Source organism: Flavobacterium aerium (assembly GCF_030766725.1).
Classification (GTDB): Bacteria; Bacteroidota; Bacteroidia; order Flavobacteriales; family Flavobacteriaceae; genus Flavobacterium; species Flavobacterium aerium.
Genome location: NZ_JARQWR010000002.1, coordinates 264,027 through 287,667 on the forward strand (window position 1 = coordinate 264,027; position 23,641 = coordinate 287,667).

Annotated in this window: 19 protein-coding genes; 14 read left to right on the forward strand and 5 right to left on the reverse strand. The window is 32.3% G+C overall.

Annotated elements, in window-relative coordinates; translation table 11 throughout:
• The first annotated feature begins 7 nt into the window (after positions 1 to 7).
• Both P6733_RS03760 and P6733_RS03765 read left to right on the forward strand, forming a co-directional pair.
• Positions 8 to 1,633, forward strand: coding sequence for a M1 family metallopeptidase (locus tag P6733_RS03760; protein WP_306350267.1), 1,626 nt, complete (start codon positions 8 to 10; stop codon positions 1,631 to 1,633).
• A gap of 333 nt (positions 1,634 to 1,966) precedes the next feature.
• Entirely contained in the window at positions 1,967 to 2,236 is a 270-nt protein-coding gene (locus P6733_RS03765) for a hypothetical protein (RefSeq protein ID WP_306350268.1), read from the forward strand.
• Between the two features lie 34 nt (positions 2,237 to 2,270).
• Here P6733_RS03765 and P6733_RS03770 read toward each other — a convergent pair whose 3' ends face one another.
• Both P6733_RS03770 and P6733_RS03775 read right to left on the reverse strand, forming a co-directional pair.
• The gene (locus tag P6733_RS03770; protein WP_306350269.1) at positions 2,271 to 3,320 is read right to left on the reverse strand and encodes an AMP-binding protein; all 1,050 of its coding nucleotides are present in this window, start codon (positions 3,318 to 3,320) and stop codon (positions 2,271 to 2,273) included.
• 13 nt (positions 3,321 to 3,333) lie between these two features.
• Positions 3,334 to 4,269 (reverse strand): CPBP family intramembrane glutamic endopeptidase, encoded by a 936-nt coding sequence (locus P6733_RS03775; RefSeq protein ID WP_306350270.1) that lies wholly within the window; start codon positions 4,267 to 4,269, stop codon positions 3,334 to 3,336.
• A gap of 117 nt (positions 4,270 to 4,386) precedes the next feature.
• Here P6733_RS03775 and arsC point away from each other — a divergent pair, with 117 nt between their 5' ends.
• Entirely contained in the window at positions 4,387 to 4,728 is a 342-nt protein-coding gene (gene arsC / locus P6733_RS03780; protein ID WP_306350271.1) for an arsenate reductase (glutaredoxin), read from the forward strand.
• Between the two features lie 102 nt (positions 4,729 to 4,830).
• Positions 4,831 to 7,260, forward strand: coding sequence for a TonB-dependent receptor (locus P6733_RS03785; protein ID WP_306350272.1), 2,430 nt, complete (start codon positions 4,831 to 4,833; stop codon positions 7,258 to 7,260).
• A gap of 147 nt (positions 7,261 to 7,407) precedes the next feature.
• Here the strand turns inward: P6733_RS03785 and P6733_RS03790 are convergent, their stop codons facing one another.
• Entirely contained in the window at positions 7,408 to 7,998 is a 591-nt protein-coding gene (locus P6733_RS03790) for a hypothetical protein (protein WP_306350273.1), read from the reverse strand.
• 462 nt (positions 7,999 to 8,460) lie between these two features.
• On the opposite strand from P6733_RS03790, the gene fumC reads away from it, so the two are divergent.
• Positions 8,461 to 9,858, forward strand: coding sequence for a class II fumarate hydratase (gene fumC / locus P6733_RS03795; RefSeq protein WP_306350274.1), 1,398 nt, complete (start codon positions 8,461 to 8,463; stop codon positions 9,856 to 9,858).
• Positions 9,859 to 10,180: 322 nt separating this feature from the next.
• Positions 10,181 to 10,840, forward strand: coding sequence for a YiiX family permuted papain-like enzyme (locus P6733_RS03800; RefSeq protein WP_306350275.1), 660 nt, complete (start codon positions 10,181 to 10,183; stop codon positions 10,838 to 10,840).
• A gap of 6 nt (positions 10,841 to 10,846) precedes the next feature.
• On the opposite strand, the gene corA is transcribed toward P6733_RS03800, so the two are convergent.
• Positions 10,847 to 11,923: a magnesium/cobalt transporter CorA gene (corA, locus tag P6733_RS03805; protein WP_306350276.1), complete on the reverse strand. Its 1,077-nt coding sequence runs from the start codon at positions 11,921 to 11,923 to the stop codon at positions 10,847 to 10,849.
• Between the two features lie 69 nt (positions 11,924 to 11,992).
• Here corA and hutI point away from each other — a divergent pair, with 69 nt between their 5' ends.
• Complete coding sequence (gene hutI, locus P6733_RS03810) at positions 11,993 to 13,231, forward strand: imidazolonepropionase (RefSeq protein ID WP_306350277.1); 1,239 nt, start codon at positions 11,993 to 11,995, stop codon at positions 13,229 to 13,231.
• A gap of 46 nt (positions 13,232 to 13,277) precedes the next feature.
• On the opposite strand, the gene P6733_RS03815 is transcribed toward hutI, so the two are convergent.
• Positions 13,278 to 14,171: a hypothetical protein gene (locus P6733_RS03815; RefSeq protein WP_306350278.1), complete on the reverse strand. Its 894-nt coding sequence runs from the start codon at positions 14,169 to 14,171 to the stop codon at positions 13,278 to 13,280.
• A gap of 101 nt (positions 14,172 to 14,272) precedes the next feature.
• Between P6733_RS03815 and P6733_RS03820 the strand changes: the two genes are divergently transcribed.
• From P6733_RS03820 to P6733_RS03850, 7 genes are all read left to right on the forward strand, one after another.
• Positions 14,273 to 15,322 (forward strand): formimidoylglutamase, encoded by a 1,050-nt coding sequence (locus P6733_RS03820; RefSeq protein ID WP_306350279.1) that lies wholly within the window; start codon positions 14,273 to 14,275, stop codon positions 15,320 to 15,322.
• Between the two features lie 13 nt (positions 15,323 to 15,335).
• Positions 15,336 to 16,010, forward strand: a complete 675-nt coding sequence (locus P6733_RS03825; RefSeq protein ID WP_306350280.1) for a response regulator transcription factor — start codon at positions 15,336 to 15,338, stop codon at positions 16,008 to 16,010.
• 37 nt (positions 16,011 to 16,047) lie between these two features.
• Positions 16,048 to 17,406, forward strand: a complete 1,359-nt coding sequence (locus tag P6733_RS03830; RefSeq protein ID WP_306350281.1) for a sensor histidine kinase — start codon at positions 16,048 to 16,050, stop codon at positions 17,404 to 17,406.
• 96 nt (positions 17,407 to 17,502) lie between these two features.
• Positions 17,503 to 18,792, forward strand: a complete 1,290-nt coding sequence (locus tag P6733_RS03835) for a TolC family protein (RefSeq protein ID WP_306350282.1) — start codon at positions 17,503 to 17,505, stop codon at positions 18,790 to 18,792.
• Positions 18,793 to 18,834: 42 nt separating this feature from the next.
• A complete protein-coding gene (locus tag P6733_RS03840) occupies positions 18,835 to 19,926 on the forward strand; it encodes an efflux RND transporter periplasmic adaptor subunit (RefSeq protein ID WP_306350283.1) in 1,092 nt (363 codons plus the stop codon).
• Between the two features lie 94 nt (positions 19,927 to 20,020).
• Positions 20,021 to 23,128 (forward strand): efflux RND transporter permease subunit, encoded by a 3,108-nt coding sequence (locus P6733_RS03845; RefSeq protein ID WP_306350284.1) that lies wholly within the window; start codon positions 20,021 to 20,023, stop codon positions 23,126 to 23,128.
• A gap of 191 nt (positions 23,129 to 23,319) precedes the next feature.
• On the forward strand, positions 23,320 to 23,583 hold the full coding sequence (locus P6733_RS03850; RefSeq protein ID WP_306350285.1) for an ankyrin repeat domain-containing protein: 264 nt from the start codon (positions 23,320 to 23,322) through the stop codon (positions 23,581 to 23,583).
• The last annotated feature ends 58 nt before the right edge of the window (positions 23,584 to 23,641 follow it).

The window sequence follows — 23,641 nt, forward strand, 5'->3', positions numbered from 1 at the left end:
TAAAGCTATGAAATGCAAGATTTTATTAGGTTTAATTTGTGGTATTACTTTTAGTGCAACAGCACAAAAAGAAGTCTATACAAAAGCAGATACACTTCGGGGAGCATTGCGTCCCGAACGAACTAATTTTGATGTATTGCGATATGATTTGAATATTAAAATTGATCCAAAAGAACGCTCTATTGTAGGGTATAATGATGTTACTTTTAAGGTTCTAGGAGCTACTGATAAAATACAATTGGACTTGTTCGAAAATATGAAGGTTGATTCTATTGTATATAAGAATCAGAAATTAGCTTATAAAAGAGAGTTCGATGCTGTATTTGTCAATTTTAAAAAAGCTTTAGGAAAAGGAAATACAGAAAAAATACGATTTTATTACTCAGGTAATCCTATAATAGCTAAAAATGCACCTTGGGATGGAGGCTTTGTTTTTTCAAAAGATTCAAGCGGGAAAGACTGGATTGGTGTAGCGGTACAAGGAACTGGAGCTAGTTTATGGTATCCAGTAAAAGACCATCAAAGTGACGAACCAGATCAAGGAGCTACCATTAAAGTAGCTGTTCCGAATGGCTTAATGAATGTCTCAAATGGACGATTATTAGGTAGTGAAGACCTTAAAAATGGATATACACGCTGGGATTGGGAAGTGAAATCGCCAATTAACTCCTATGATATTACGGTTAATATTGCCGATTATGCTCATTTTGGAGAAACCTATAAAGGATTAGACCTAAATTATTATGTATTAAAAAGTAATTTAGAAAAGGCAAAAGTTCATTTTGAAGAAGTAAAACCTATGATGGATTGCTTTCAGAGTAAATTTGGAAAATATCCGTTTGGAGAAGACGGTTATAAATTAGTTGAGACACCTTATTTAGGAATGGAGCATCAAAGTGCTGTAGCTTATGGAAACAAGTACCGAAAAGGATATTTAGGAAATGATATATCGGGTACTGGAATAGGTTTATTATTTGATTTTATTATTATCCATGAAACAGGACACGAATGGTTTGGAAATAGTATTACATCAAAAGATATTGCCGATATGTGGATTCATGAAGCATTCACAACTTATACTGAAACGGTATTTTTAGAATGTCAGTTTGGACATGATAAAGCTATAGAATACATTAATGGTCAGAAAAAAAATGTCCGTAATGATCGAGCAATTATTGGTGATTACAATGTAAATAAAGAAGGCTCTGGTGATATGTACAATAAAGGAGCTTTATTACTGAATACTTTACGTAATGTAATCAATGACGATGCAAAATGGTGGAAATTATTATTCGATTATGCTGAAACATACCGTCATCAGATTATAGACACTGAAACGGTTATTGCTTATTTTAATAAAACATCAGGATTGAACCTCACTCCTATTTTTGATCAATATTTACGATATAAAAATCTTCCTGTATTAGAATTACGTAAAAAGAAAGGACAATTAGAATACCGTTGGAAAACGGATGTAACTAATTTTAAAATGCCTATTGATGTACTATTTAATACTAAAGAAATTAGGTTAGAAGGAACAAACGATTGGCAAAAATCGACTTTTAAAATCAAAAATATAAATGACGTAACCGTAAAGGAAAATGAATTCTATATTAAGGTGAATTTACTTTAATAAAATTATATAATAAAAAGGGTATCTGATTTAAACCAGATACCCTTTTTTATTGGATTAAAAATGCTCTATAGAACTAAGTAGCCATCAGCTTTCATTATTAAAACGAACCTCTTCGGAAGTCAATTATAGAAAGAATTTTGCTACTTCTTAAGGTGTATTATTTTTAAGTTAGACAGGCATATAAATTTTAAAATAATCTATATAATTCATTTTCATCTAGTCAAACCTACTATTTACCAAGTATAGTTAAGTGGAAAATGAATAAATTTTACTTTAGCAGATATAATAATTAATTATTCAGATAGCTATAGAAGTACTGATGTTGCTTATTTGTACAAATCAACAACAAGTATAGACAGTATAAATAAGCATTTACAAACTAATATATATGAAGGGATTTACAAAGACATTCTTGGTAAAACAAGAAGTTCAATTCAAGTATACAGATATTTTATCTTATCAGCATTATCTTTAGAGCAGAAATTATATGCAATAAAAGCAATAGCAGAAGCAATGAAATTTAAGGGTAATGATTATCTTAAAGATTTTGATTCGTTTCCAAAAATATATTTACCCAATACGGTAATTAAAAAGCAATAAAAAATTCTATCAATATAACTTTTTCTAGAAAATTTTATAATGAATCTAAGGTTTTTTTACGTTGAAGTTTTCCTGATTCTGTTTCTTGAAATTTTGGAGAAAATAAAATTTCTTTCGGTTGTTCGTATTTTCCTAAATCAGAAAATATAGCATGGTCTATTGGGAATTCAGTTCCCTCAATTACCAAGACAAGCTTCTCTCCTAATGTATGGTCTTGCTTACCTACAACGAAAAAACGAGCATTTATTTTACCTTGTAATTTTTCTTCAATTTTCTCAGGAATGAGTTTGATTCCACCACTATTAATCACGTTATCAAAACGACCTAACCAAATAAATTGATGATCATTTAAAATCTCAACAAGATCATTTGTTACAACTTTTTCGGAAGCTATTGTAGGAGCGTCAATAACTAAACAGCCTCTTTCATCTTGCGCAATAGTAACATGTGGTAAAAGATCGAATGCCTCTACTCCTATTTTTTTTACTGCAATATGAGTAATTGTTTCGGTCATAGCATACGTTTCGTAAACAGCAGTTTTTGGTAAATTCATTAATTGCTGTTGAAGAGAATCATTTACTTTTGCCCCACCAATGATTAGAATCTTTATAGCATCTAATTCTTTTAATGAATTTTGTGCCTGCAAAGGAACCATGGCACAGAATTTATATTCCGTTTCATTATTTTCCAGAGGATTAGAACTTGGCGCAACCAAATCTAATTCAAGGCCTAATATAAAGGCGCGAACAAACATCATTTTACCAGCAATATACTGCGTTGGTAAACAATGTAATGCTTTATCGCCAGGACCTAAATCAAAAAAGTTACCTGTAGCCAAAGCAGAATGCACCATCGCTTGTTTATCAATCTGAATTAATTTTGGATCACCTGTAGTGCCTGAAGTATTCAGTTCAATAAATGATTTCTCATCAAACCAGTTTAAGATAAAATCACCAATATACTTTTCGTATTGTTCTCCTTCTTTGATGAAACTATAGGCAACAGTACATAAATCATCCTTCGTCAGATGTGCACCGTTCAGTTTGAAATAATTGTGGACATTTTGATACGTAGGGATGTTCATGTGAATTTAGATTTTAGGTTACATTTTCCTGCTCGATATGAATTTTACCAGTCAGTTTTTCTTTCCAATTAGTCCATTGGTAACGTTTCCCAAAAATAATTAAAAGAATTGGAAAAATCACAAATACTGGAATAATAACATCAAGGCCGGCAGTAGGCTCAGCAGTACTTTTTAAAACAGAATGTGTTTGAAAAACTGTCCATTCTGAAGTAACCAATAAAGCCGTGAATAAATTATTTGCAGCATGGAAACCTAAAGCCAGTTCAAGTCCTTCATCCATTAGCGTAATAACCCCTAAAAATAATCCTGTACCAATATAATATACCAGTATAATGTATCCCATTTTTGCTACCTCAGGATTGAATATATGCAATGAACCAAAAATAAGTGAAGTCATAAGTAAAGGAAACCATCTGTTTTTTGCTAATAAGGCAAATCCTTGCATTAAATAACCTCTAAATACATATTCTTCTACACTAGTTTGAATAGGAACCAATATGATAGCAATTACTGCCAATATAGCAAAAGGGATCGGTTTGAAGTTCAATTCATATTCTTCTGGACTACTGTAGTAACCAACAATAGTAGAAAGAATAACAATTATCCCCCATATTGAGAAAGAGAAAAATATACGCTTCCAATCTATTTTTTTTCTAGAAGTAGTTATTTCTAAAAGTGTTTGTTTATGAAGATAACGAACAACCAGTATTATAGCAAAAAAGGCAAAAACAAAACTAATCATGATTAAGAAAAAGGTCAAATTAGACTCTAAAACAAGCATGAGTTCATTTTGATCCGTTGGAAAAGGAATACCATCACTTAGACATTTAAAAAAAATACCAATTCCAAGAGGAATTTGGCCAACAAATGAAGCTGAAATGATTAATACAGATCCGATTAAATATTTAAAAAAATCATTATTAGGTTTAAAAGCGTTTTCTAAAAACATTTTGATTGGGTTTTAATTATGATAATAAGTTGTCTAAATAAAGGTTTTGTTACAAATAATCCTAGATTTTATAGACAAATGATTTACTTTGTAAAAATACTTTAAAGAAATTTAAAAATGATAAAAATATATCATAATCCCCGTTGTGGGAAGTCAAGAGAAGGTTTAACACTAGTAGAACAGTCTGGTAAACCTTTTGAAGTTATTAAATATTTAGATCAACCCTTAACAGAATCCGAGCTGAATGATTTAATTGAGAAATTATCCATTAAACCAATTGATCTAGTACGCCAAAAAGAGGAAATCTGGATAGAAAACTACAAAGGGAAAAAAATGACGGATAAAGAAGTTATTATGGCCATGGTAGAAAATCCGAAGCTCATTGAAAGACCGATTGTAATTAATGGAAACAAAGCGGTTATAGGGCGTCCACCAGAAAAAATCATCACTATTATTTAGAATCATTATAGAGTCGTTTTAACAAGAATTTATGATTTGCTGCTTAAACCAAAATCTACATTTGCAGTCTAATCCTAACAAACTATAATGACTCTATTTAACATGAAAAACTTAAAATTCGCAATTACTCTTGTATTGCTATCACTTTCTTTCCTGTCGTTTTCCCAACAACGGCCTGCAGGTAAAAAAGTAAAAATTACCGGTAAGGCTATTGAAAAAGAAACCAATTTACCACTTGAATATGCAACAATTATTATTGAAAACAGTACAACCAGTAAGGTTATTGGAGGTGGTATTACTGACGATAAAGGTGAATTTAATGTAGATGTTGAAGCAGGGACTTATAACATAAAAGTTGAATTTATTTCATTTAAAACATTAGAAATAAAAGCACGCAAAATTGAAGAAAATACAAATCTTGGAATTTTAAAACTAGATTCAGACTCTCAGCAATTAGATGAAGTAAAAGTTGTTTTAGAAAAATCTACAGTAGAAATTAAACTGGATAAAAAAGTTTACAACGTAGGTTCAGATATGATGGTTAAAGGAGGAACAGTTAGTGATGTCTTGGATAATGTACCCTCAGTAAGTGTCGATGTAGAAGGAAATGTAAGTTTAAGAGGAAATGAAAATGTTAGGATATTAATAGATGGTAAACCATCAGGATTAGCAGGAATTAATATTGCAGAAGCACTTCGTATACTACCAGCAGATGCAGTAGAAAAAGTAGAAGTAATAACAAACCCATCAGCACGTTACGATGCTGAAGGTGGTGGAGGAATTATCAATATCATCCTTAAAAAAGGGAAAGCGCAAGGATTAAACGGCACCTTTACGGCTACTACTGGTAATCCAGATAATCATGGAATATCAGGAAATCTTAATTTCCGAAGTGAAAATTTTAATCTGTTTACAACCTCAGGATACAATTATAGAAAAGGTCCAGGAAATGCAATGACAAATTCAGAATTTCTTGATAATAATGGAAATGTAACTGGTTACACGGATGAACGTAGAAATAATGAAAGATTAAACAGAAGTTACAACACTAATTTTGGTATGGAGTGGTTTGTTGCAAAATCAACTACTTGGACAAACTCTTTCAGTTATAGAAAAAGCAATGGAGAGAATCCAGACAATGTAAACTACTTTAATTACGATGCAAACCGTAATTTCTTATCGACAAGAAACCGTTTCAATGATCAAAGAAGTGAAAGTGAAAATGTTGAATTTGCTTCAAACATAACACACAAGTTCAAAAAAGACGGACATAAATTGACGATTGATGCTTCATTCTCTAAAAATAAAGACGAAGATGATGCCAATATTACTGATATCATTAATGAAAAAAACCTTTCAAATCAAGAGCAAAACAGAACATTAGTTCAAACAGATTACGTTTTGCCTATTGGAGAAAGCAGTCAATTTGAAGCAGGATATAAAGGAGATTTCAGTGAATTATTGACAAACTTCCAATCAAATCCAAATACAAACTTCAGTTATGTACTAGATTACAAAGAGAAAGTAAATGCTTTATACACACAATTTGGATCAAAAATCAACAAGTTTTCTTATTTATTAGGACTACGTTGGGAAGATACAAACATCAATATCGATTTATTATCAGAGAATAATTTTAATACTAAAAAGTATAACAACTTCTTCCCTAGTGCCTTCTTAGCCTATGAATTTAGTGAAACCAGTAGTGCTTCCTTAAGCTATAGCCGCAGAGTTACTAGACCAAGATCAAGATTCATTAATCCATTCTCTTCAAACTCAAGTAACATTAACCGTTTTCAAGGTAATCCGGATTTAAATCCATCTTTTACAGATGCAATTGATTTTGGATATTTAAAGAAATGGGATAAAGTAACCTTTAATACTTCGATGTATTTCAATGTAACGAAAGACGCGTTCCAATTCATTAGAAGAGAAACAGGAGAGCTTTTTGAAGGAAACCCTATTACAGTAAGTACACCAATTAACTTAGCTACAGAATACCGTTTTGGTTTTGAATTTACATTATCATATAATCCGTACAGATGGTGGAAATTAAATGGAAACTTTAATTTCTTCAGAAATCAAACTGATGGAGATTACTCTTATATCGATTCACAAACAAATCAAGAAGTAGTTCAGAATTTTGATAAAACGGCTTACAGCTGGTTTACAAGAGTAAGTTCAAGAATCAATTTGCCTTATGGAATTGATTGGCAAACGAATGCTACTTATAATGCACCACAAAGTAATGCACAAGGGCGATCTAAAGGAATTGCTAGTGCTAATCTTGCTTTGAGTAAAGACGTATTGAAAGATAAAGCTACGATTGCTTTTAACATCAGCGATATCTTTAATTCAAGAAAGAGAATTACAGAAACCAATTTGGCTACAGTAAACTCTTATAGCGAAATGCAATGGAGAGAAAGACAAATTACATTGTCATTCACATACCGATTCAATAAAAAGAAAACGGAAAGAGAGAAACAGCCGAAAAAAGAATCTGACGGAGGTTCAGATGAATATATGGGATAAGGGAATAAAAAAAAGGAAGCTATTAAGCTTCCTTTTTTTTTAAAGCTCTTGTTGAGCTTCTCTTCTTTTTTGTCTTTTCTCTTTGATTAATTCAATGATAGATCCGCCCAACCAATATTGAACGAAACCTACTAAAAATATCAGTTTTTATTTTTTTAAGCATTTTGTAAATGAACTATATGCATTCCAGCAGTTTGCTGTAAAGTATGTAAATGCTTCTGCAGCACATATTGGATTTGTAAAACCATAATAGTTGCAACTTGCAAGACTTACTGCATAATCCATAGAGTTAGCCGCTAGGTCTGATGTATAAGTACCCCAACAATTATAACCTGCAGTTCTATTTATCTCATAATATACAGCATCAACTTCATTTGATATAGCATCAGTTAGCTGATCTGCAAAATATGAATTAAATAATCTTTCATCTCCACCATTAGACAGATATTCACTTTTAATGTTTAAATGAGCTTTGGCGATTTTATTTGCAATTTCTTGTTTTTCTTCTTTTGATAAATTAGCCGGATCTGAAAAGGGGTCGATTTCAAATGTGTTTTTCCCATTTAAATCGCTGCTTTTTTTGAAAATTAATTTACCAAGCTCTGAAAACTTATCAGTTTGGTTTAATTGTGTAGAGTTTAATTTCTCATCGTTATCAGAATTATCATTTGTACATGATACAATTGATAGAAATAACAGAACTAATAAAGAAAATGACTTAATTGTAATAGACTTCATAATTTATTATATTTATAAGTTAATACTTATAAATATAATAAATTATTACTAACTATTTAATATGATAATACTATTTAGATCTGTTTTTTCTTTCTTTGATTAATTCAATAATAGATCCACCCAACCAATATTGGACGAAACATACTAGAAATATCATTAACCAAAATCCAATAGTTAATACTGTCAAGAAAAGCAAAAAGCCTAAATATTGTGTAAATTCAAACATGATTATAAATAATTTAAATACGTGTCAAATATAAGTGGAATATTCATTTTGACCAATAAAATAGCGAAAATAATTTTTAATTCGTTTTTTAAACCTACATATAATTCATATTTTTGGTCAGCTTTTATGAGAATCCTTTTTTCATTGATTTTGTTAGTGTAAAAAAGGATGCCACTGCAATCGGGGCTATTTTTGAGAAAAGAACAAATCAATATAATATATTAACAACATACAAAATGGAATACAGAATAGAAAAAGACACGATGGGCGAAGTAAAAGTGCCAGCCGATAAATATTGGGGAGCACAAACAGAACGTTCACGTAACAACTTTAAAATCGGTGCACCAGCATCTATGCCAAAAGAAATTATTGAAGGTTTTGCTATTCTTAAAAAAGCAGCCGCATATGCAAACTGTGATTTAGGAGTTTTACCAGCAGAAAAACGTGATGCTATCGCACAAGTATGTGATGAAATATTAGCAGGAAAACTAGACGATCAGTTTCCTTTGGTAATCTGGCAAACAGGTTCAGGTACACAAAGTAACATGAACGTAAATGAAGTAGTTGCAAATAGAGCACAAGTACTAGCTGGAGGAAAAATTGGTGAAGGAGAACCAGTATTAAAAGCAAATGATGATGTGAATAAATCGCAATCTTCAAATGATACCTATCCTACTGGTATGCATATCGCTGCTTACAAGATGATCGTTGAAACGACAATTCCAGGTGTAACGCGATTAAGAGATACCTTAAAAGCAAAATCAGAAGCTTTCAAAAATGTAGTAAAAATTGGTCGTACCCATTTAATGGATGCTACTCCCCTTACCTTAGGACAAGAGTTCTCAGGTTATGTATCACAATTAACACACGGATTAAAAGCTTTGAACAACACATTAGAGCATTTATCAGAATTAGCTTTAGGTGGTACAGCTGTAGGAACAGGAATCAATACACCAAAAGGATATGATGTAAAAGTGGCGGAGTATATTGCTAAATTCACAAACATTCCATTTATTACAGCAGAAAATAAATTTGAAGCACTTGCAGCACACGATGCTTTTGTAGAAACACATGGAGCTTTAAAACAATTGGCTGTATCTCTAAATAAAATTGCAAACGATATCCGTATGTTAGCATCAGGTCCACGTTCTGCCATTGGAGAAATCTTAATTCCAGAAAATGAACCAGGTTCTTCAATCATGCCAGGAAAAGTTAACCCGACACAATGTGAGGCTTTAACAATGGTATGTGCTCAAGTTATGGGGAATGATGTAGCCATCACAATTGGTGGTACACAAGGTCATTATGAATTGAATGTATTCAAACCATTAATGGCCGCTAACTTCTTGCAATCAGCTCGTTTAATTGGAGATGCATGTGTATCTTTTAGTGAACATTGTGCAGAAGGAATAGAACCAAACTACCCACGTATTAAAGAATTAGTAAACAGTTCATTAATGCTCGTAACAGCATTAAACACTAAAATTGGTTACTATAAAGCAGCTGAGATTGCTAATACGGCGCACAAAAACGGAACCACTTTAAAAGAAGAAGCAGTACGTTTAGGTTATGTAACTTCAGAAGAATTTGACGAATGGGTTAAACCAGAAGACATGGTAGGTTCATTAAAATAAGACTTACTTTTTAAATACGATAAACCCTCGTTAAGACTTTTCTTAACGAGGGTTTTTTTATACTCATTATTGATGATTTATTTTTTAAGTATTGAAAATGAGTCCTAAAGTTTTGTAAAGTAGGCTTATTGTACTATAGATGTAATTTTTATAGATTTATTTTTATAGAAATATCGAGTATTTAAATACTATTAATATGAGTTAAATATGAAATATCTTTTAATAACAATATTAATAAAAATGCTAAATTGAACGATTAAAGTAATTAGAAATATTTGGAGTGAGGAAGTGAAAAAGTATAATGTATAATAATTTAATTTCTATGAAAAAGACATTTTCTGTTATCGCGACAGTGTTGTTAATCAGTACACTTGGTATCTGCTTCGATAGAGGTTTTTATGGAGACAATGCCACAAATAAAATTTTTGTCCAGAAAAATAAAATCCAAAATGGAGATCTAATTTTTCAAATCTCACTTTCACCTCAAAGCAAAGCAATTCAGTTGGCAACTCAATCCAAATATTCACATTGTGGTATAGTTTATAAAAATGGGGACCAATATGTTGTTTTTGAAGCCGTTCAACCTATAAAAAGTACACCCTTAGAGCAATGGATTGCAAAAGGTAAAAACAGGCATTATGTTGTAAAAAGATTGAAAAATTCAGAAGAAATACTAACTGATTCTGCTCTTGAGAAGATGAAAATTGTTGGAGCAGAATTTAAAGGTAAAAACTACGATTCATTTTTTGAATGGTCAGATGATAAAATTTACTGTTCAGAACTCATTTGGAAAATATATCAACGTGCTGTTGGTATTGAAATTGGGGAAATTCAACAACTAAAAGATTTTGATTTAAGTAATCCTGCGGTGAAACAAAAACTAAAGGAACGCTATGGAGCGACTATTCCATTAAATGAAAAAGTAATTTCACCAGCTAGTATTTTCAATAGCAATGCTCTAATTACAGTGTTGGAAAAATAATTGAAATTAAAACCACTTTTTTTGTTTGAAATAATAAATCATTCCTACAATTATAGCAAGCATTACACCCAATACGATGAAATAACCATTGCGGTGATGTAATTCTGGAATGTTGTCAAAATTCATCCCATATACTCCTACTATAAAGGTTAGCGGAATAAATATTGCCGAAACAATAGTAAGCGTCTTCATAATTTCATTCATCTTATGACCCTGCGAAGAAAAGAAAAAACTAGAAGTACTATCCAATGAAGTCATATCGTATTCAATTTGATCCAAAAGTTCGAGGCATTTTTGATGCAATCGAGAGAAAAAACTAATGTTAGAACGCCCTATATAGTTTGCTTCATCCTCATGATGAATATTTTTAATATTGAAAAGAGCATCTTTCAGAGGCGTTACAGACCGTTTCAAAAAGTTCATATTCTCACGAAGCTTTTCAATATCCTCTAGAATTTTACGATCATCACTAGTTTTTGCAATGAGCATTAAATCCTCAATTTTATCTTCATTACTTTCAATCGTAATATAGAAGTTTTCCATTACAGCTTCTAACATGAGATACAATAAGTAATCGGCTTTCTTTTTTCGTACAATACCGCTGTGTGTACGGATTCGCTCTCGAATGTGGGTGAAAAAGTCCCCTCTTTTTTCCTGAAAAGAAACAAGAATATTATCTTTTAATAAAAAACTGATTTGCTCCATCTGGATGCTATCATCATTTTTATTATCATCTGGTAAAATAGATTTAATACTGAAAAATAGAATATCGTTTAGACTTTCCATTTTAGTCCTACGCGTTGTATTCAGGATATCCCCTATTACATAACTTTCGACCTCTAGAAATTCTCCTATTTTTTGTATTGTATTGGCATCATTCAAACCATGAATGTTGAGCCACATAATTTTATCCGATTTGATTCGATCAGGAACCTCACTCAGTTTTAAATCCTTGTATTCCTTATAATCTTCCTCATCATACACAAATAATTGTATTTCAGTAGGATGATCCTTATAGATACCCGTGTACTCGTAATTACTAGGTTGAACTTTCTTTACCTTTCTATATTTTATCCTTCTCAAGCTAACAGATTTTTATATAAAAATAAGGGTTTTTAATATTTCCACTCTATTTTTACAAAAAAATATTACATGAAAACCTTAATAATAAATATCAAAGAGCTTATTCAGGTTCGTGACACTGTTATTTCGAAGCTGTCTGGGTCAGAAATGAGCGTACTTCCAACTTTAAAAAATGCTTATTTACATATAATTGATGATTCGATTGCAGGTTATGGATTGATGGAAAATCTTCCAAAACTTGAAGCAGATGAAACGATAGATGCGATAGGGAAATCCGTTTTACCAACATGGTGTGATAGCCATACGCATATAGTTTATGCTGGAAATAGAGAACAAGAATTTGTTGATCGTATCAATGGATTGAGTTATGAGGAAATAGCCAATCGTGGTGGCGGAATATTAAATTCTGCTAAAAAATTACAGGAAACATCCGAAGAAGACTTATACAAACAGTCCAAAGGACGCTTGGAAGAAGTAATGCGTTTAGGAACTGGAGCTGTTGAAATTAAGTCAGGCTATGGATTAACGCTTGAAGCAGAAATGAAAATGCTTCGTGTAATTCGAAAATTAAAAGACAACTACCCTATTGCTATTAAAGCAACTTTTCTAGGAGCGCATGCATTTCCATTAGAATACAAAGAAAATCATCAAGGTTATATCGATTTGATTACCGAACAGATGATCCCTGCAATAGCCAAAGAAGAATTGGCAGATTATATTGATGCTTTCTTGGAAACAGGATATTTCTCAGTTGCAGAAACAGAACAAATTATGGATGCAGGAAACAAATACGGATTACCGGCTAAAATTCATGTGAATCAATTCACGATGATTGGCGGTATTGAAGCCTGTGTGAACAAAGGAGCTTTAACAGTTGATCATTTAGAAGTGGTGAATGATGCTGATATTGAAGCATTGAAAAATTCTTCTACTATGGCAGTAGCATTACCAACATGTTCATACTTTATTAGTATCCCATATACGCCTGCTCGAAAAATGATTGATGCTGGATTACCTTTAGCGCTAGCTTCAGATTTTAATCCTGGAACAACTCCTACAGGTAATATGAATTTTGTGGTGGCAACAGCCTGCATCAAAATGAAAATGACACCAGAAGAAGCTATAAATGCAGCTACGATAAATGGTGCTTATGCTATGGATTTATCCCATTCACACGGTAGTATTACCGTTGGAAAAAAAGCAAATATCATTATTACAAAAGAAATACCATCCTATTATTTCATTCCGTATGCTTTTGCAACCGATCATATTGATCGCGTGATGATTGAAGGAAAATTTATTAAATAAAAAAAGGAGCTATTAAGCTCCTTTTTTATGATTGAATTTTATTTGATTATCTCAAAGAAAAACTTGTTTTAGAAACCATTTCTTTTCCGTCAAAAACGTTTACAAAGTAATTTCCTTTTTCGAAAGCTTCAGTTCCAGTTAAGTATTCACAAACATCAGTAGTTTTGTTGTCATATTTAACGACAGTTGTAAAGCTGTATGTTAAGTTTTGAGAACCAAAATTGATGATTTTTTTCTCACCTAAAACATTGTTTTTGCTATCAATGATTTGAACATAATATGTTTTGTCACCAGACTTAGCAATTTTGTTTTCAGCAATTGTGAAACAAACTTTTAATTTGTCAGCTCTACGAGCTTTTTCTGTAACGATTTGTTTTCCAGAAGAACGCTCTTTGATTGCTTCTGTTTTTAGGTTTAAGATAGAAAGAGCAGAAGCTTTCTCAACAGTTTTAGATAAGTTCTCGTTTTGAACTACTAAAGTATCGTTGTAACGTTTTGTATCTGTTAAAACTGCTTGAGTACTATCTCTTTGTGTTGTTAATGCAGCATTTTGTTGTTTCAAAATGTCATTTTCTTTAATAAGGCCTTTCATGTCACGTTCTAATTTAACGTACTGATCTTTGTATTTTGCCATTGAAGCAGCATCACCTTTGGATTTTTTTAAGTCCTCCATCAATTTAGTAACCTTATCACGCTCAGCAACCAATTCACTTGAAAGAGAAGTGTTTTCTGCAATTGCAGTATCATACGTTGCTTTAAGAGTTTCTAAATCTTTTAAAACTGTTTCTTTCTCAGTCATAAGAGTATTCTCTTTTGTAGCTGAGTCATTACTCATTTTATACATGTACGCTAAACTTCCTACTAGTAAAATAGCAAGGATAATAATAATCGCCTTCAGGCTTGAATTACTCTTTTGGGAGTCTAAATTTTGATTTTCCATGGTGTAAAATTTTTTATAAAAATAAATTAAATTGGGTAAATAGTTTAAGCATTAACGTAATTTTATATAAATATAGTATTTTTGAACTCTATAATTTTAACATGGAAAAACTTATTCGTTTTACAATCGCCGATTTAGCTAAGATTACCAACTACCGAAATGGTGAAATTAAATTTGGTGAAAGAATAGAAACTATACCCCCAGGTTCCGAAATATTGGATTATCTAACTGAATCTGAGGCTAAATATGTTTTATTTGGAATACCAGAAGACATTGGAATTCGCGCAAATTTAGGCCGTCCTGGCGCTGCAACGGCTTGGGATAGTGCTGTAAAATCAATTGTCAATATTCAAAACAATAAATTTTGTAAAGGAAGTCAACTCCTTATATTAGGTCATATTGATGTAGCTGAAGAGATGACTCAGGCTGCTTCTTTAGACTTTAATGATAAAGATGAGCGCAAATTGCTCTTTAAATTAGTAGAAAAAGTAGATAAAGATGTTTCGCATATTGTCTTTAACATTATTAAAGCAGGAAAGATACCTATAATAATAGGTGGCGGACATAATAATGCCTACGGAAATATAAAAGGTGCTGCATTGGCAAATGGAAAACCCGTTAATGCAATTAATTTTGATGCCCATTCTGATTTCAGAATACTAGAAGGAAGACACAGTGGAAATGGATTCTCTTATGCATTTGAAGAAGGTTTTCTAAAAAAGTACTTTATCTTTGGCCTACATGAAAGCTATACCTCAAAGAGTGTATTGGATATCATGAAAAAAACAGAAGATCGCGTTCGCTACAATACGTATGATGAAATAGGAATTCGAAAAGAAAAACACTTCGAACAAGAAATGTTTCAAGCTTTGAATTTTATAAAATCTGAAAATTATGGTATCGAAATCGATTTGGATGCTATTCCAGGAATTGCGAGTAGTGCAATGACATTAAGTGGATTTTCAGTAGAAAATGTTCGTCAGTTTATACACTACTTTGGTCAAAACACCAATGCATCCTATTTGCATATCTGTGAAGGAGCACCAAATTTAGGAGAAGAAAAAAACAGCCATTTGGTTGGGAAATTAATAGGCTATTTAGTGACCGATTTTATGAAATCTCACCAAGCTGCTTATGCAAAAATAGTATAAAGAAAGTTAGATTATGAATGTATTACTCATTGAAGACGATAATAGAATTAGTGATTTTGTTGTAAAAGGATTAGAAGAAAATGGTTTTTCTGTAACCTTAGCTACAACAGGTGAATCTGCTAGAGAAGTCATTGCCGAAAATGAGTGGGATATTATTCTAATGGATATAATGCTTCCGGGAATAGACGGAATACAATTGACAAAATTGATTCGTTACAAAAAGAACCACACCCCTATTCTGGTTCTAAGTGCCTTGGGTGATGCCGATGATAAAGTGGCAGCATTAGATAGTGGCGCCGATGATTACCTTGTCAAACCTTTTCATTTTAAAGAGTTGATTTCCAGAATTAATGCGTTAACCCGCAGAACTAAATTTAATTATCAGGAAAAAGAACAAATCTATTTCTGTGACACATTAAAAGTCAATTTGGAAGAACATCTGGTAACAAGAGATGATGTGGTGATTGACTTGTCACCAAGAGAATACCGTTTATTACTCTTTCTTTTAGAAAATAAAAATAAAGTATTATCCCGAACACAAATCTTAAATACCGTGTGGGGAATTAATTATGATAACAATACCAATGTTGTTGATGTATATATATCCTATTTGAGGAATAAAATTGATGAAAACTCAAAGAAATTAATACAGACAATCAAAGGAACAGGTTATATGATTAGAGATTAAACCTTTCTGAATACGATTACATTAAAATAGATTTATTATGAAAATTAGGCACCGATTAACCCTAATATCGTCCTTGACTTTTGGAATTGTTTTTACAATTGCCTCTATCATAATATATTTTGTTTTTTATAATAGTTCAGAGAAAATAATCTTTAATGAGTTGCAAAAAACGACACTTTTAACGGCTGTTTTTTATCTTGAAGAAGATGAATTACCAAAGAGTGAACACAAAGAAATTAAGCAACAATTTAAAGAAAATGTGCAAAAAGCACAGGTCAAAATCTACGATGAAAACGATAATATAAAATTTGGAAATAAAGAAAAAGACACCATAATTTCAGTTAAAGTATTAGATAAAGTAAGGAAGCATAAAAAGATATATTTCAAAGCAAATCAGTTTTATTATTACGGTATATTTTATCCAGATAACCAAGGTGATTTTGTGGTTTTTTTGAAATCCCATAATGAGTTTTTTCACTCCCAGAGTAATCAACTTTTAATAATATTAGTTACGGTATTAATTGTCGGTTTATTGATTATTTTTCTACTCAGTCATCGATTGTCAAATATTGCCTACCGCCCTATTACAACGATTATCAACCAAGTAAATTCCATTGAACCGGAATCCCTAAATAAACCCATAATATCATCCAATACGAATGATGAAGTACAAGATTTGATTAATACATTCAATAACCTTTTACTCCGTTTATCCGATACGTTTGTGATCCAGAAAAATTTCATCAATTATGTATCGCATGAATTTAAAACACCATTAGCTTCGATCTCTGGGAATTTGGAAGTATTTGCTTTGAAGGATCGTACGACAGAAGAATACCATCAGGTAGCCAATGAAGTATTGGATAATGTATATCATATAGAAGAAATATTGAATACATTAATGATGATTTCAGGACTGAGAACTGTGAATACAGAAAAAGAGCACTTCAGAGTTGATGAATTAATATGGGACATCATTGAAAAATTAGCAGAATCCCATCCTATCGAGAAGAACAAGATTCAGGTTTTAATTGAAATTGAACAACAAGATTTGTTAATAGTAAAAGGAAGCAGCATGCAAATCCAGCTAGCTTTGTACAATTTGATTGAAAATGCAAAAAAATATTCCGATCAGAAGCCTATTAAGATTAGTTTGTCCGAAGTAGATAACCAATTGAGAATTAGTATTCAAGATTATGGTAAAGGTATTAGTGAAGAAGAACTGCGTTTTATCCAACAACCTTTCTATAGAGGAAAGAACGTTGGAAACATAAAAGGAAACGGAATAGGTCTATCACTAGCGACATTAATCTTTAAACAGAATAATATTTCTTTCCAAATAACCTCCGAAGAAAATAAGGGAACTCTGATACAATTGATATTCCCAAAACTCTAATCGTTTTCTAATGTAGACTTAAAGTACTTCTAATGTAGGTCAAATAAGGTTGTAATCTATCTGTAATAGATTTGTACCAATTAAAAAAGACTTATTTTGAAACGTATTTTTATTAGCGCATTGCTTCTCGTTGCAGGGCTAAATCATTTGGGAGCACAAACGTTGCAAACCAGTGATACCTTAACGTATACCCGAGCACAAGCAGAGACGGTTTTTCTAAAACAAAATTTAAAATTAATTGCAGAAAAACTGAATATTGATCAGGCTGAAGCACAAGTGATTCAGGCAAAATTATGGCCTAATCCAAATTTATCAGTCAGTGAAATTAATCTTTGGAAAAACTCTACTGCAGAACAACTCCCTCCTATTTCTGGAAACTTTGGTAAAACCTCAGAGATCTCTGTTGGTTTAGAACAGCTAATTATTACAGCTGGAAAGAGAAAGAAAATGGTGGCTATGGAAAAAGTAGCCGTTGAAAAGACAAAACAATACTTTGAAGATTTTCTTAGAAATCTGAAAATTGAATTTAGAAATAATCTGACTAAACTTCAATATACTCAGGCAGAACAAGCAGTTTATTCTAAACAATTGGCTTCAATTCAAAAATTACTGAATGCCTATAACAATCAGTTAAAGCAAGGAAATATCAGTAAAAGCGAATACATCCGATTGAAAGCCTCAGAATTAGAATTCCTTAAAGAAATTAGCGATCTACAAAAAGATAACAATCAAGTTCAAAAGGAATTGAAAGGCTTAATGAATTTACCTGCAAATAGTTTTATTAAGATTAGTGAAGAAGGTTTTGTTCCCGATCTAACTAAAATTGAGCATTTAAACATCGTAACACTTACACAAGAAGCTTTAAAAAACAGACCGGATGTAAAAGCATCTGTATTAGAACAAGAATACAGTAATAACCTCTATAAATATGAACGTGCCCAAAGAACACCGGATGTTACTTTGCAAGCTAGTTATGATCGTGGTGGTAATATTATGAGAGATTTTGTTGGATTTGGATTTGCAATGGACTTACCCTTTTTTAGTCGTAATCAAGGTAATATAAAGTCAGCCAAAGTAAGTATTGAGAAAAGTAATATCATGGCTGAACAGAAAAATAACGAAGCACAATCAGAAATAATGCAAAGTTATCAGGATTTATTAATTACAGAAAGACTGTATAAAAGTGTCGATAGTACGTATGAATCAGACTTAGACAAATTATTAGAAAGTCATTTAAAAAACTTTGCACAAAGAAACATCAGCATGCTTGAATACCTTGACTTTGTGAATGCCTATTTAGAAAACAAAAAAATCATTTTAGGCAGTAAAAAAGAATTGAACGAGCATTTTGAAGAATTACAGTTCAATGTTGGAAAAGAATTATAATAAAGGCCTATATAACTTATACAGTATTTAAAAATCAAAGAAATGAAATATACGATAACCTCAATTTCCTTACTCGCTATACTATTCCTTCAAAGTTGTCAACATAAAGAGGAAAAAGCTCCTGTAGAGGATAAAAAATTCTGTATCGATGCAGAACTGAAAAGTAAGATTAAAATTGATACATTAACAAAATCACCTATTACAGAAACCCTGACGCTAACAGGTAATGTAACTTACAATACAGATAACATGGTTCAGTTTGTAAGTTTAATCAGTGGTGTGGTAACCAATACTTATTTCTCATTAGGAGATTATGTAAAAAAAGGACAAGTTTTAGCGGAAATTAAAAGTACAGAATTAAACGGACTGCAATCGGAAAGCCGTTCGCTACAATCTCAATTGCAAGTAGCACAAAGACAATTGGCAGCAACAAAATCAATGTTTCAAGATGGAATTGCATCACAAAAAGATTTGCTTTCTGCCGAAAATGATGTGAATGTATTGAAATCATCTTTAGAAAACACTCGAGAGAATTTATCGCTATATAGCGCTAGTGCAGAGAAATCAGTGTTTCAGATTAAAGCACCAACAGATGGTTATATTGTTGAAAAAAAGATGAGTTCTGGAATGCAAATTTCTTCAGAAACAGAATCACTGTTTACAATATCAAATCTAAATGAAGTATGGGTAATGGTTAATATTTACGCAACAAACATGCAGAATATTAAAGAGAATATGGAAGTCAAGATTAAGATGTTAGCTTATCCAGATGAAACATTTACGGGTAAAATCTCATCATTGTCAAATGTATTTGATTCTGAAGAACGCGTTTTAAAAGCTAGAATTGTGATGAAAAATCCAAATCTAAAATTAAAGCCAGGAATGTCTGCTGATATTATTATCGATAAAGAAATATCACATGAACAAGCAATTGCTGTACCAAACAAAGCTGTGATATTTGATGATAATCGCAACTACTTATTGTTCTACAAAGACGATTGTAATCTTGAAATTAGAGAAGTAGAACCTTCAGCTAAAAATGATGAAGTAGTTTATTTTGATAAAGGGATTCAGGAAAATGAAAAAATCATTACGAAGAATCAGTTGTTAATTTACGAAAGACTCAAAAATTAATACAATATCGCGCTATAGAATACAGTCTTCTGATGGGAAAACTACAGAAGCAATTTGGTAATGCGATAGATTTTAAACTTTAAACAAAATACAAATGCAAAAATTTGTTCAAAATATAGTTGCGTTTTCGCTTAAAAACTCGTTGATCGTGTTTTTTGCAACCGCTTTATTACTTGCAGGAGGAATTATTAGTTATATCCACACGCCTATTGAGGCATTTCCAGATGTAACGAATACTCGTGCTCGAATTATTACCCAATGGCCTGGGCGAAGTGCTGAGGAAGTAGAGAAATTCATTACACTTCCTATTTCAAAACAAATGAATACGATTCCAAAAAAATCAGAAGTACGTTCGATTTCGCTTTTTGGATTATCGGTAGTTACTGTTTTATTTGATGAAGATGTAGAAGATTTTTACGCACAACAGTATGCTTCAAACCGTTTGAGTGGTATAGAATTACCAGCGGGAAGTGAAGTAGCGATAGATCCACCGTATGGAGCAACAGGAGAGATTTTTCGTTATGTTGTAAAAGGAGATTTACCAATTAAAGAATTAACCGCAATTCAGGATTGGGTAATTGAACGTGAATTAGTTTCTGTTCCTGGTGTAGCGAATGTTGTGAGTTTTGGTGGAGAAGAAAAAACGTATGAGATTAAAATTAACCCAACAGAATTGGTTAATTATGGTTTATCCCCTTTGGATGTATATGAAGCCGTATCGAAGAGTAATATTAACGTAGGTGGTGATGTAATTCAAAAAGGAGATCAAGCCTATGTAGTACGTGGGGTTGGATTAATTGAAAATGTAGATGATATTGGGAATATCTTAATTAAAGCAAAAGGATCTACTCCTATTTTGGTCAAGCACGTTGCCGAAGTGAAAATTGGAGCAAAACCTCGATTAGGACAAGTAGGATTAGATAATGATAAAGATTTAGTTGAAGGAATTGTGGTTATGCTTCGTGGAGAGAACCCTAGCGAAGTAATTGATAAGTTAAAAACAAGAATTGAAGACCTTAACGAGCGTGTTTTACCAAAAGGTGTAAAAATTGTACCGTTTATTGACCGTACAGAATTAGTAAACACGACCGTTCATACCGTTACAAAAAACTTAATTGAAGGCGTATTATTAGTATCGTTGATTGTATTCATTTTCATGTATAACTGGAGAACAACAGTAATTGTTGCCTCAGTAATACCGCTGTCGTTTCTGTTTGCGATTGTAATGTTGAAGATACAAGGTCTGCCGGCCAACTTAATTTCGATGGGAGCATTAGATTTTGGTCTCCTCCTCGAAGGTACGCTCGTCATAGTCGAGCAGGTCTTCGTCTCACTCGAGAAGAAGGCCCACCAAGTCGGAATGAAGCGTTTCAATTCTATGTCAAAAATGGGATTAATTAAGAAAAGTGTTGGAAGTGTTGCAACCTATATATTCTTTGCCCTAATCATTTTAATTGTAGCCTTACTCCCTATTTTCTCTTTCCAAAAAGTAGAAGGTAAAATGTTCTCACCGTTGGCATTTACGTTAGGATATGCTTTAGTAGGATCATTAATATTGAGTTTGACATATGTTCCGGCAATGTGTAAAGTCTTATTGACGAAGAACATTGTAGAAAAAGAAAACATGATTTCTCGTTTTTTCAGAGAAAACCTATTCCGTCTTTTCAAATGGAGTGAATACCATAGAAAAGCCACTATTTATGGATTTATCGTTTTATTATTGGTTTGTTTTGGACGATTCATGTTCTACGGATCAGAGTTTATTCCGAAATTAAATGAAGGAGCCGTTTATATTAGAGCAACACTTCCTAATAGTATCAACTTGGATGAATCAGTACGATTAACCAATGAAATGAAGGCGAAGCTTCAAAAATTTGACGAAGTGAAATTCATTCTAACGCAAACAGGAAGACCAAATGATGGTACGGATCCAACAGGTTTCTTTAATATTGAGTTCCACATGGAGCTGAAACCAGAGAAAGAATGGAAGCGTAAAATGAAGAAGGAAGAACTCGTCGCCCAGATTAAAAAAGTATTGGAGGAATATCCCGGGATAAACTTTGGATTTAGCCAACCAATTCAGGATAATGTTGAAGAATATGTTGCCGGTGTAAAGAGTCCATTAGTAATTAAAATCTTTGGAGATGATCTCTTTGAGCTAGAGCGCTATGCAAAGCAAGTAGCCAAATCGATTAAAGATGTAAAAGGAATTGAAGACATCAATGTGTATAAGAATATTGGACTACCAGAATTACGCATTCAGTTGCACGATTCAAAAATGGCTCGATATGCTGTAACAACGGCCGATGCACAAGCGGTAATCTCAATGGCTATCGGTGGACAAGCAGCTTCTACTTTCTATGACAATGAGAAGATGTTTGATATCCGTTTGCGTTTCCAAAAAGAGTACAGAGATTCCAAAGAGAAAATTGAGAATATATTAATCCCTACAATGGACGGTAAACAGGTACCATTGAAAGAGATTGCAACCGTAAGTTATAAAACGGGGCCAACTTTTATCTATAGAGAAGGAAACAGTCGATACATTGCAATTGGATTCAGTATTGAAGGAAGAGATTTAGGAAGTACGATTGCTGAAGCACAGAAAAAAGTAGCAAAAGAGGTTAAATTACCGAAGCAAAATACGATGAAATGGGCTGGAGAATTTGAAAGTAAAGAACGTGCTTCAAAACAATTAGCGATGATTGTTCCGGTAGTATTATTGTTCATCCTATTCTTATTGTATTTCAACTTTGGAAACATGAAAGATACCTTGATTGCTACGAGTACAATACCTTATGCGTTTATTGGGGGATTCCTATCGCTGTGGCTCACGGGAACAGTATTTGGAATATCGGCTGGAATTGGATTTATTATCCTCTTTGGGGTCAATACCATAAATGGTATAATTCTGATTGCCGTCATGAAAGAAAATATGCGGAATAGGATGCCGATAGAAAAGGCAATTTCCGATGGTGTATATAGTAGAATTAGACCTATTGTTATGATTGCTTTAATGGGATCATTAGGATTGTTACCCGCTGCTTTGTCAACCGGTATGGGATCTGAAATTCAAAAACCATTAGCAATTATGATTGTTGGAGGATTAGTATTCTGTATGATTCTATCCCTTGTGGTTCTACCACACGTATTTTACTATGCCTATAGAAAACATGATAAACATCGTCCACTAGAAGAGTAAAAATTGAGAATCAGAGTAAGTTCATTGGGGCTTACTCTGATTTCTTATGACTAACTTTTAGGACATAACTGATATAAAAGTCTGTTCGTAGTTAATATTAATTCACTGTTACTAAAAGCTTCCTAATTTTTAAGGAAGCTTTTGTTTGTAATACACTTTTGAAAAATAAACCGATTGTAAATAAGACGAACATGAATGAAAAAAGCCATATAAATCAAGAGGTTATCCCTAAAATACCCACTACGATAACCATAAAAGAATTGGGCAATACAGCCAATACCCTACTTCATTTAGCCTGCGAATGGCAATTAGAAGAAGTAGTTCGACATTTATTATCCAAGAAAATAGGAATTAATACATTGAATGATAAAGGAGAAAGCCCATTACAAATTGCTTCTCGCAATGGTAATTATGTGATTGTGAAAATGCTAAATGATGTAGCGTGTACTTTATAAAAAAGGATATTAAATTGAATGATTTAAAGTTAAATTAAAGGTGATTTTTGGATGTGAT